The 11,507-nt window shown below is 33.7% G+C and carries 7 protein-coding genes; 4 read left to right on the top strand and 3 right to left on the bottom strand.

From position 1 onward, the window contains the following. Positions 1-20: 20 nt before the first annotated feature. The 3 genes from QZZ53_RS01195 to QZZ53_RS01185 are packed head-to-tail and all read right to left on the bottom strand — an operon-like array spanning position 21 to position 5,672. The gene (locus QZZ53_RS01195; protein WP_296380579.1) at positions 21-1,124 is read right to left on the bottom strand and encodes a SusE domain-containing protein; all 1,104 of its coding nucleotides are present in this window, start codon (positions 1,122-1,124) and stop codon (positions 21-23) included. A 14-nt stretch (positions 1,125-1,138) separates the two neighbouring features. Beyond that, on the bottom strand, positions 1,139-2,740 hold the full coding sequence (locus tag QZZ53_RS01190; RefSeq protein WP_365940177.1) for a RagB/SusD family nutrient uptake outer membrane protein: 1,602 nt from the start codon (positions 2,738-2,740) through the stop codon (positions 1,139-1,141). Between the two features lie 34 nt (positions 2,741-2,774). Next, the gene (locus tag QZZ53_RS01185) at positions 2,775-5,672 is read right to left on the bottom strand and encodes a SusC/RagA family TonB-linked outer membrane protein (RefSeq protein WP_296380576.1); all 2,898 of its coding nucleotides are present in this window, start codon (positions 5,670-5,672) and stop codon (positions 2,775-2,777) included. 270 nt (positions 5,673-5,942) lie between these two features. Between QZZ53_RS01185 and QZZ53_RS01180 the strand changes: the two genes are divergently transcribed. The 4 genes from QZZ53_RS01180 (at position 5,943) to QZZ53_RS01165 (ending at position 11,493) form a co-directional block, all read left to right on the top strand. Next, the gene (locus QZZ53_RS01180) at positions 5,943-6,989 is read left to right on the top strand and encodes a LacI family DNA-binding transcriptional regulator (RefSeq protein ID WP_296380574.1); all 1,047 of its coding nucleotides are present in this window, start codon (positions 5,943-5,945) and stop codon (positions 6,987-6,989) included. Between the two features lie 131 nt (positions 6,990-7,120). Next, the gene (locus QZZ53_RS01175) at positions 7,121-8,482 is read left to right on the top strand and encodes an MFS transporter (RefSeq protein WP_296380572.1); all 1,362 of its coding nucleotides are present in this window, start codon (positions 7,121-7,123) and stop codon (positions 8,480-8,482) included. 4 nt (positions 8,483-8,486) lie between these two features. After that, the gene (gene pgmB / locus QZZ53_RS01170) at positions 8,487-9,143 is read left to right on the top strand and encodes a beta-phosphoglucomutase (protein WP_296380570.1); all 657 of its coding nucleotides are present in this window, start codon (positions 8,487-8,489) and stop codon (positions 9,141-9,143) included. A gap of 43 nt (positions 9,144-9,186) precedes the next feature. Next, positions 9,187-11,493, top strand: coding sequence for a glycoside hydrolase family 65 protein (locus QZZ53_RS01165; protein WP_296380568.1), 2,307 nt, complete (start codon positions 9,187-9,189; stop codon positions 11,491-11,493). Positions 11,494-11,507: the final 14 nt, after the last annotated feature.

Below are 11,507 nucleotides of genomic sequence, written 5' to 3'. Positions count from 1 at the left end.
TTAGGTATTAAGAGTTTTTATTATTGTAATTCAAGTGAGTAACTGTATAATCTCGGATTGCTTAAATCTAAAGTGATTAAGTAAGTTCCTGCAGTCTCGACACCAATATTTTGACCACTAAATTCCATAGTACCATCACCATCATCATCACCTATGTTTAATCCCCAATCATCATTAGCACGGAATTTTAAACCATTATCTGGTGCTTCTTGTGGTATTAAATCTATAGTAATAGACCATGTTTTAGCATCTGCATCATAAACCATATCTGTATCTGAATCCCATCCTGTAGGAGTTGCATTTCCAATCACTCCCCAGTTAGTAGCTACTATGTTGTATGTACCAGGTTCAGAACCATCATTGTTAGGATCTGTATTTGCTTTAACATAATAATAACCAGCTGATGCTGATAAATCTGTTTCTCCATCACTGATTAAAGAGCCAGAGAATGATCCATCGTCACCCCAATCTTTATTGCCCCATTCAAAAACTCCAACATCATTTGACTCTACAAATTTAAAACCGCCATCTAAATAAACAAAACCTTCAAAGTCACTTTCACCAAATGCTGATGATGCTAAATAAGGTACATAATCTACTTCAAGCTCACTAGGATTCCACCCTTGATGATTTCCTGGAACAGCTAATCTTGGTAAAGCAGTTGTATAAGGCGTAATAGAAAGTGTTACGATGTTAGAATATGCAGCTTCTGCACCGTCACCTATAGTAGATTTTACTCTTAAATCTACGTTAGCTGCCGTAAAAGGTGTAAGCATTAAACTATTTACTGAAACATCATTCAATTGTTCATGAGTCCAAACATAAAAGTTATTTGTCGTTGCACCTGCATCAACTGGCGCTGCAAAATTAGTGCCTGATATTGCTAATTGAACTGTATAACTGACTGCAGTAGGTACACTGTAATCTGCTTCATCCCATACTACGGTAGTAGCAGTACCCATTTGATTGTTAATATCTAATACTATTGCAGCTCCATTATCTGGTAATGTAACTACTGCTGCATTAGAATCTTGAGTTGTAAAAACAACATCATCTTCGGTTTCGCAACTATTTAATGCTAGTAAACCAATAAATAAAAGGCTTAAAATTGATAATTTTTTCATCTTGTTTTCTTTTTTTAGTATCCTGTGTTTTGTTCTAAATTTGTGTTAATTCCTAAATCTGTTGCTGGTAAAGGCATTACATCTCTATATGCAGCTGTTGTAGTACCTTGTTGTACTCCACCTTTCCATTGCCATACACCATTATTTGTAAATTGATTGAATCTAATTAAATCTGTTCTTCTATGACACTCCCAGTATAATTCTCTAGAGCGTTCGTCTAAGATAAAATCTAAATCTAAATCCGCTTCAGCGATGTCTCCACTAGTATTTCCATATGCACGTCCTCTTAGTTCATTGATGTAACCAACAGAGGTACTCATAGAACCTCCGCCACCTCTTAATACAGCTTCTGAGTACATTAGGTAAGCGTCTGCCAATCTAAACATAGGGAAATCTATATCTGTGTGGTCTCCAGAGGCATCTGAGCCAGGATTACCATTAACATCAACGTTTCTGTATTTACTAACAGCATAGCCATCTTCAAAAGTACCAACTGTAGCAATATCTTTAGATTGACCATCGGTATATAGTAACGCACGTCCATCTGCAGAATTCTCTTCACCTGGAAATTGCTCTACAAAAGTTGGTGTTGTTCTAACACCAAACCAGCCACCATTAATACCAAAATCGGCAGGATCCATTGAGCCACCAACAGGAGCATGTGTTAAAAATGTCATTCCACCAAAGGCTTGAGTTCTTAAACCATCGAAAGGAATGGTAAAAATCACTTCTTCTTGTGCACCATTTGAGTCATTATCTGCCAAAAAAGAATGGAAATAAGGAGTGTTTGGTATAGAATATCCAGCGCTTATAATATTTCCTGTATAAGTAATAACATCTGCATATCTAGAAGTACCAGTATAAACTTCTGCATTTAAATACAACTTAGCTAAAACCATCCAAGCTGCTGCTCTATCTGCTCTGCCATATTCGTTCATGCGTGGTGCAGCCATATCGTCTAAAACTGCTAATAATTCTGATTCTACGTAATCAAATAAATCAGCCCTTTGTATTTGTTGAGGTAGAAATGCTCCACTTGGATCAGCTTCTGTTACAAAAGGGGGATTAGCAAATAAATCCATAGCATGCCAATAGGTTAATGCTCTCATAAATCTTACTTCTGCTCTATAAGTTTGAATTTCTGCTTGCAAGCTTGCATCAACACCTCTTTCATTTAATTTAGCATCAGTTGTTTGACGTAAATACTCATTAGTTAGAGTTACTTGGTATAATAACCTCGTATACATTGTTCTAATAAATTCATTACCAGAAGTCCAGGTTTGGCTATGTAAATCTTGTATAGTACCATCATTCCATCCGATTATAGCTTCATCAGTAGTTAACTCTTGCATTTTCCAATACAATCTAAGATAATTGGAAAACCCTTCGTCTAAACCAGCTAAATCAGGAGCACCTGCTGCACCTTGTTGCCCACTTAAAGAGATTCCAGCGTAAATTTTAGCCAAAAATTCTTTATAAGCCTCTGGGTTTTCAAATGCTGCGTCAGCTGTAAGACGTTCGTCTTCTGGCTGTAAGTCTAGTCGATCAGCACAAGACTGCATAAAGAATGCAAGTGTGAGCACAACTAGAACACTTTTAATTGTTCTTAACATCATAGCTTTGTTGTTTGTATAATTATTCATCATTTTTTTAAAAAGTAAAGTTTAATCCTAATACAACATCTCTGGTTCTAGGATAGAAATTATTCTCTATACCATTTCCAATTTCTGGATCAAGACCACTATATTCAGTTATTACAAATACATTGGTTGCCGTTAAAGAGGCCCTTAATGTCATTTTTGAGAAAGGAATTGTATAACCCAAAGAGATATTATCTAATCTCACAAAATCAGCACGTTCTATATAAGCATCAGAGAATAAGTTCTGATTTGCAAATCCAGTATTTAATACATCTGAATGTGCATTTGCTTGATAGCCAGGTTGACCGATAATAGAGTTTAAATTTCCGTTAGATGATGCAACATTATTATAAACATAGTTACCAAAACTTCCTCTAAATGTAAAGTTTAGGTCTAAATTCTTATATCTAAAATTGTTTGTAAAACCAATGAAAGCATCAGGTGTTCCTTTTTTGTATGCTTGTCTATCTGCTTCAGTAATTTGGTTATCACCATTAACATCTACATAAGCTCCTTCAATTGGGTTTCCAGAACTATCATAAATTTGTCTAAAAACAAAGAAAGTAGAAGGGTCATATCCAGGTTTCCAAAGTTGAATGTTGTTACCAACACCACCAGAAATACCACCAGTTTGAATAAAGAAATTAGGATCATCACTTAAACTCAACTTTGTGATTTCTTGTTCTTGGAATGTAATATTGAAATTAGTATCCCAACCAAAATCATCTTTCTGAGCAATGACACCATTTAAGCTTAATTCAATACCTTTACTAGTTATAGCACCAACATTTGTAGTAATTAAATCTGTTAAGTTAGAACCAGCAGGAACAGGAACTGTTGCTAATAAATCTTCGGTTTCTCTGTAGTAAGTATCAACAGAACCTGTTAATCTATTATTAAAGAACCCAAAATCTAATGCGATGTTATATTGCGTAGTTTCCTCCCATTTAAGCTCTTCGTCAAAACCTTCAGGTCTTAGTGTTTGTATAAAAATTGGTTCACCATTTACGGTAGTTCCAAATTGTATGTTTGCTTGGTTATTTCTAGAAGGTGTGTACAATCCTAAATAACCATAGTTTTGACCAATTTCTTGCTGTCCTGTTACACCCCAACCAGCTCTAAGTTTTAAGTTAGAAAAGAATGAATTCTCCATAAAACCTTCATTCATTAGTTTCCAACCCAAAGATACACCAGGAAAATAACCCACTCGATTGTCTTCACTAAACCTTGATGATCCATCACGTCTGAAACTTGCAGAAACTAAATACTTATCTGCAATGTCAAAGCTTGCTCTAGCAAAATAAGACTCTAATGCATTTCTATTTATATCTGTATCTACAGTAATTGAAGGTCCTGAAACATCGTTTATATTTGAACGTACATAGAATTCTTGAAAGGCATGACCAGCTGTAATGTCTAAAGTTGTATTAATTGACTCAACATTGGTCTTATAATTAAAGTAGAAATCTAAAGCCGTGTTTCTATTTAACCCTGAAGACTTACCGTTAAATGCAAATGCACTTGGATTATTAGGATTTGCAGCAGTGTTTCTAAAACCGTTATTTTCTGCATAGTCAATACCAGCATTTAAATTAAACGTTAAACCTTCTAGGAACCAAAGCTTATAATCAATATTAAAATTTGAAATAACACGTTTTATACGTTGCCTGTCATTTGTGTTTTCTAACGTAAATAATGGGTTCGCAGGTGCTAAATTCGCTCCTAACTGTGTGAAATTCCCATTACTGTCATAAACAGATTGTGTAGGGTCAAATCTAACAGCTTCTCCAATAGCTCCATTAGCTGCATAATGATATTCATCTTGTATTGTTCTTGCAACTAAAGTTAATTTTAAATCGTTATCTAAAAAGCGATGAACAAAAGAGGTGTTGAAACCATTTCTTTCATATAAATCACCTAATAAAGGACCTTCTTGTGATACATGATTGAAATTAACTCTAAAGTTAAAATTCTCATAACCTTTAGAGGCTGTTATATTATGAATCGCTCCAATCCCAGTTGTAAAAATTTCATCTTGCCAATCTGTATTAGCAGTACCAAAATTTGCAGGATTAACTCCATTTGCTTCAGCTAATGTTTTATATTCACTTGCATTTAGTACATCTACAGTATTAGTAATTCGTCTTGTAGAAGCTTGCAATCCGTATTCAACCTTAAGAGGTTGATTTGCAGAACCTTTCTTAGTGGTAATTAAAATTACACCATTTGAGGCTCTAGACCCATAAATTGCTGTAGCAGAAGCATCTTTTAAAACTACAAAATCAGCAATATCAGCTGGGTTAATAGCATTTAATGCATTACGACTACCTTGAGAACCACCACGCTGATCTATTGGTAAACCATCAATTACAATAAGCGGATTGTTAGATGCAGATAAAGATGCACCACCACGAATTCTAATTTCACCACCTTCACCAGCACCACCTCCACCAGATGTAATTCTAACACCTGCGGCTTTACCAGCTATAAGTTGTTGAGGCGCTACAATTGCACCACGATTAAATTCCTTATCATCTACCTTGTCAACAGCACCTGTAGCATCTTGTTTTGTGGTAGAGCCATAACCGATAAGTACAACTTCATCTAATTGAGCTGCATCTTCTTCTAGAGTTACATCAATTTTTGATTGTCCATTAAAGACAATTTCTTGAGTGGTGTAACCTAAATAAGAGATAACAACAATTTCTCCTTGATTGACTTCTAAAGAGTAATTTCCATCAAAATTTGTGGAAGCTCCTCTAGAAGTACCTTTAACAATGACGTTTACGCCAGGTAAAGGCATAGCGTTTGCTTTATCTGTAACTGTACCAGTGACGGTCGATTGCGCCATCAAGGTTGCTGGTACCATAATTAGACAGAATAGTAAAGCATTTAAGAATGTTTTCATACAATGTTTTTAAGTTAATTGCTTAGTTAATTGATTTATATTTTCACTTCTCGGGTTAAATCTATGTAAATTTAATATGCTTTGAGTGTTAAAAAATATGACAGATGTCACGAAAACGTTTTCGTGTTAAGAACTTTTTTAAAAAACTGAACTATTATTAGTAAAATAATGAAAAAAATATTTTTTTTCAACTATAAGCTGTTAAAATTAAGAATTCAAAAATGAGTAAACTTTTTTTTGACTTATATTCGCTCGTAATCTTTAGTTGAAATGAAACGAAAAATAACCCTTAAACAAATAGCTCGAGAATTAGACGTTTCTATTTCTACGGTGTCTAAAGCGCTAAGAAATAGCGCAGAAATTAGTGCTGATACTATACAGAAAGTTCAAGCCTTTGCCAAACTTTATAATTATCGTCCAAATAATATTGCCTTAAGTCTTAAGAATAGGAAAACAAATACTATAGGTATTATCATTCCAGAGATTGTGCATCACTTTTTTTCAAAAGTAATTAGAGGTGTAGAGTTAGTGGCTAATAAAAGAGGTTATAATGTTATTATTGGGTTGTCAAATGAGTCTTTTTCTAAAGAGGTTATAAACATGGAAATGCTTGCCAATGGTAGTATAGACGGTTTTATCCTTTCTATGTCTAAAGAAACACTACAACAACAAGATTATCATCATTTTAACGAAACTATGAGCCAAGGCATGCCTATTGTAATGTTTGATCGTGTTGTTTCTGAAATTCAATGTGATAAAGTTATTGTTGATGATTTTAAAGGGGCAAAAACAGCTGTTGAAAAATTAATTAACAATAAATGCAAACATATAGCATTAATTACTACAAAAGATTATGTTAGTGTTGGTAAGCTTAGGACTCAAGGGTATTTGGAAGCTTTGGAAGAGCATAAAATAACTCCAAAAGCTGATTTAATATTAAAAGTAGACGACACATTAGATTATGAAGTGCATTTAGATGCTCTTGAAGCGGAAATTGAACAACTTTTTAAATCAAATAAATCCATTGATGGTGTTTTTGCAGTAAATGAACTATACGCATTATCTGCGATGAAGGTAGCTAGAAAATTAGGTTTAAATATACCAAATGATGTACAGGTTATTGGTTTCACAGATGGTGTTTTATCAAAACATGCGACACCTAGTTTAACTACTGTGAGTCAGCATGCACAGCAGATGGGAGAGAAAGCAGCAGATCTTTTAATAGACAAATTAGAAAGTGATTATAATGATGAGGATGAAGTCTATCAAACCTTAGTAATTGCTACAGATTTAGTAGAGCGAGAATCTACCAAATAGAAATTTAACATTGCCGTTTTAAAATCTTTATATATCTTTACACCTTATTCAAAACTTATATTTTCACTTCTTCACATAAGTTTTGATAAGCTTTGCTTGTCAGAATAGTATCAATTTAAACATACTATTTAATGGAAAAGCGTAGATTAAGTTTCTGGCAAATTTGGAACATGAGTTTTGGATTTCTGGGAATACAGATGGGTTTTGCCCTTCAAAATGCCAATGCTAGTAGAATACTTCAGATTTTCGGAGCAGATGTCCATGAATTATCTTGGTTCTGGATAATTGCACCTTTAATGGGTTTAATCGTTCAACCAATTGTTGGTTATTATAGCGATAAAACTTGGGGGAAACTAGGCAGAAGAAAACCTTATTTTTTAGTAGGTGCAATCTTAGCATCTATAGGATTAGTGCTAATGCCACAGGCAGACATGTTTATTGCGTTTTTGCCAGCACTTTGGGTAGGAGCAGGTATGCTTATGATTATGGATGCATCCTTTAATATTGCTATGGAGCCTTTTAGAGCTTTAGTAGGTGATAATCTAAGAACAGACCAACGTACAGCAGGTTTTAGTATTCAAACCGCTTTAATTGGTTTTGGTGCAGTTATCGGATCATGGTTACCATATGCCTTAACTAATTGGTTTGGTATTTCAAATGAAACTTCTGAAGGAGTTGTTCCAACCAATTTAATTTTATCTTTTATTATTGGTGCAGTAGTTTTAATCATTTCAATTTTAGTTACGGTAATTACTACAAAGGAATATTCCCCAGAAGAATTAGAAAGTTTTGAAAAAGAGCATCTCGATACTTCGGATAAGCTCGATAATGAGAAAGAAGAAAAATCAAGTTTATTAGATATTATTGACGATTTTAAGAAAATGCCGTCAACAATGCGTCAATTAAGTTGGGTGCAATTCTTTTCTTGGTTTGGATTATTTGGTATGTGGGTTTTTGCAACACCAGCTATAGCACAGCATATTTATGGTTTACCGCATACAGATAGTAGTAGTTCTACATACCAAGATGCTGGTGATTGGATAGGTATTTTATTTGGAGTTTACAATCTAATATCAGCATTTTATGCTTTTGCTCTGCCTTACATTGCTAAAAAAGTAGGTAGAAAGCGTACACATGCGATATCATTACTTATTGGAGGTATTGGATTACTCTCTATTTATATAATGCCAGATAAAAATTGGCTTATCGTTTCCATGATTGGTGTTGGTATTGCTTGGGCAAGTATTTTAGCTATGCCTTATGCGATTTTAGCAGGCTCTATCTCACCTAAAAAAATGGGTGTTTATATGGGGATTTTCAATTTCTTTATTGTGATTCCTCAAATAATTAATGCTCTAATTGGTGGTCCACTTGTAAAATATGCATATGGTAATCAAGCCATTTTCGCATTAATGATGAGTGGAATTAGTTTTATAATAGCAGCAACATTAGTATCTAAAGTAAAAGATGTTGATGATGTTATTCAATCTTAAATAAATGAACAAAAAAGGATTCATATTCGATTTAGATGGTGTCATTGTAGACACTGCCAAATATCATTATTTGGCTTGGAAAAAATTAGCAAACGAATTAGGTTTTGAATTTACCGAAGAACAAAACGAAATGTTTAAAGGTGTAAGTAGAAAGCGATGTTTAGAAATTCTTCTCGATTTAGGAGGAATTAATGCGACTCAAGAGCAATTTGATACTTGGATGGTCGAAAAAAATGTTGACTATTTGCAATACATTGAAAAAATGGATGAATCAGAAATTCTTCCAAAAGTCAAAAAGGTCTTAAAATATTTAAAGAAGAAAGACCAACCAATTGCATTAGGTTCTGCAAGTAAAAATGCAAAACCAATATTAAAAAAAGTAGGCTTATTATCTTATTTCGAATCCATTGTAGATGGTAATAGTGTTACAAAAGCAAAACCAGATCCAGAAGTGTTTTTAATTGCTGCTAGCGATTTAAAAATGAAACCAGAAGATTGTATTGTTTTTGAAGATGCAGTTGCTGGTATTCAAGCAGCTAATATTGCCAATATGATTTCTATTGGTATTGGAGATGATAAGATACTTAATGAAGCAGACTATAATTTTAAGGATTTTACCAATATGGATAAGAAATTCTTAAAAAGACTTATAAATAATTAAGAAAATAGAATGTACTAATAATGCATTCAAATTAAAATATAAAATGAATCTAGATTATATCATACCAAATCCTTGGTCTATTTTAGAGGAAGGATTTGATCCAGATCAAGTTAAAGCATCAGAAAGCTTATTCAGTATAGGCAATGGTGCAATGGGACAACGTGCTAATTTTGAAGAAGCGTACTCTGGTCCTACATTTCAAGGAAGTTATATTGCGGGTGTTTATTATCCTGATAAGACACGAGTAGGTTGGTGGAAAAATGGCTACCCAGAATATTTTGCTAAAGTCCTTAATGCGCCAAATTGGATTGGTATTAATGTTTTTATTAATGATGAAGCTTTAGATCTTCACACTTGTAAAAAAGTTGAAAACTTTAAGAGAGAGCTTAACATGAAAGAAGGTTGGCTTTCTAGAAGTTTTGTTGCCACACTTCAGAATGATATTAAAGTTGAAATATATACTAAGCGTTTCTTAAGTTTAGATATAGATGAATTAGGAGCTATTGATTATTCAGTTAAACCATTAAATTCAGATGCGTCAATAACCTATAGACCTTTTATTGATAGCGGAATTACAAATGAAGACACTAATTGGGATGATAAGTTTTGGGATACTTTAAATGTAAGTCACGAAAATAATCAGGCGTTTATACAAGCCAAAACCATGAAGACAGATTTTTATACCTGCACCTTTATGGAGTCTCAAGTTTTTATCGATGGAAAATCAGTAATAATAGAGCCAATTATCAATGCAGATGCTAATTTTGCGTCATTTAGCTACAACTATAATGTGAAGCAAAATGAAACCTATACGATTCACAAGTTTGGTGGATATACAGTTGATAGAAACCATAGTAAGAGTGAATTGGTTAATGCATCAAAAGCTGTTTTAGAAAAGGCAACAAAATCAGGTTTTGCAGCTTTGTTAGACGCGCAAAAAGAAGCGTGGTCTCAAATTTGGGATATGGCAGATATCACTATTGATGATGATGTAAAAGCACAACAAGGGATTAGATTCAACATCTTTCATTTAAATCAGACTTACCTCGGGACAGATGCTCAGTTAAATATTGGACCTAAAGGATTTACTGGTGAAAAATATGGAGGAAGTACCTATTGGGATACTGAAGCATATTGTATTCCTTTCTATATGGCTACTAAAGACCAAAGCGTAGCAAGAAACCTTTTAACTTACAGATATAAGCATTTAGAAAAAGCAATAGAGAATGCAGAGAAATTAGGTTTTAAAAATGGTGCAGCCTTATATCCAATGGTAACTATGAATGGTGAAGAATGCCATAACGAATGGGAAATCACTTTCGAAGAAATCCACAGAAATGGAGCAATAGCTTTTGCTATTTTTAATTATTACCGTTATACAGATGATTTTAGTTATATACCAGAAATGGGACTTGAGGTTTTAATAGGAATTGCACGTTTTTGGCACCAAAGAGCAACATTCTCAACGGACAAAAACAAATATGTCATTCTTGGGGTAACTGGGCCAAATGAATACGAAAATAATGTCAATAACAATTGGTACACAAATTACATCGCGCAATGGTGTATGAAGTACACAGCAGAAAGTATAGACAAAGTTGAAGCAGAGTTCAGTACTGATTTTACACGAATAATGAATAAAGCGAAACTTTCAAAAGCTGAGGTTAATGAGTGGTTAGAGGTAGCTAATAACATGTACTTTCCATTTTCAGAAAAACAAAATGTCTATTTACAACAAGATGGTTTCTTAGACAAAGAACTCATTACAGTAGCAGACTTAGATAAAGAAGAACGACCAATAAATCAAAAGTGGTCTTGGGATAGAATATTGCGTTCTCCTTATATTAAACAAGCAGATGTTCTTCAAGGGATGTATTTTTTCGAAGACCAATTCTCAACTGAAGAGTTAGAGCGTCATTTCGATTTTTATGAGCCATTTACGGTTCATGAGAGTTCGTTATCACCTTGTGTGCACAGTATTCAGGCTGCGAAGTTAAATCGAATGGAGCAAGCATATATGTTCTATTTACAAACTTCGCGTTTAGATTTAGATGATTATAATCATGAAGTTCATGAAGGGTTACACATTACCTCAATGGCTGGTACATGGATGAGTATTGTAGAAGGTTTTGGTGGTATGAGGATTAAGAACGACACCCTAACTTTTGAACCAAAAATCCCTGAACAATGGAAAGGGTATTCATTTAAAGTTAACTTTAGAAATCAAATTTTAAAGGTAAGTGTGAATCAAAATGAAACCCAATTTGAATTAGAAGGTAACCATGATTTGCAAATTTTAGTTAATGATAATCTAGTTAAGATTTCACCAAACAATTTGGTTACGGTTTAAAACAATAGATAGCT

The organism is Winogradskyella sp., assembly GCF_016744625.1.
Lineage (GTDB): Bacteria > Bacteroidota > Bacteroidia > Flavobacteriales > Flavobacteriaceae > Winogradskyella.
This window is presented reverse-complemented; position numbering and strand designations above follow the sequence as displayed.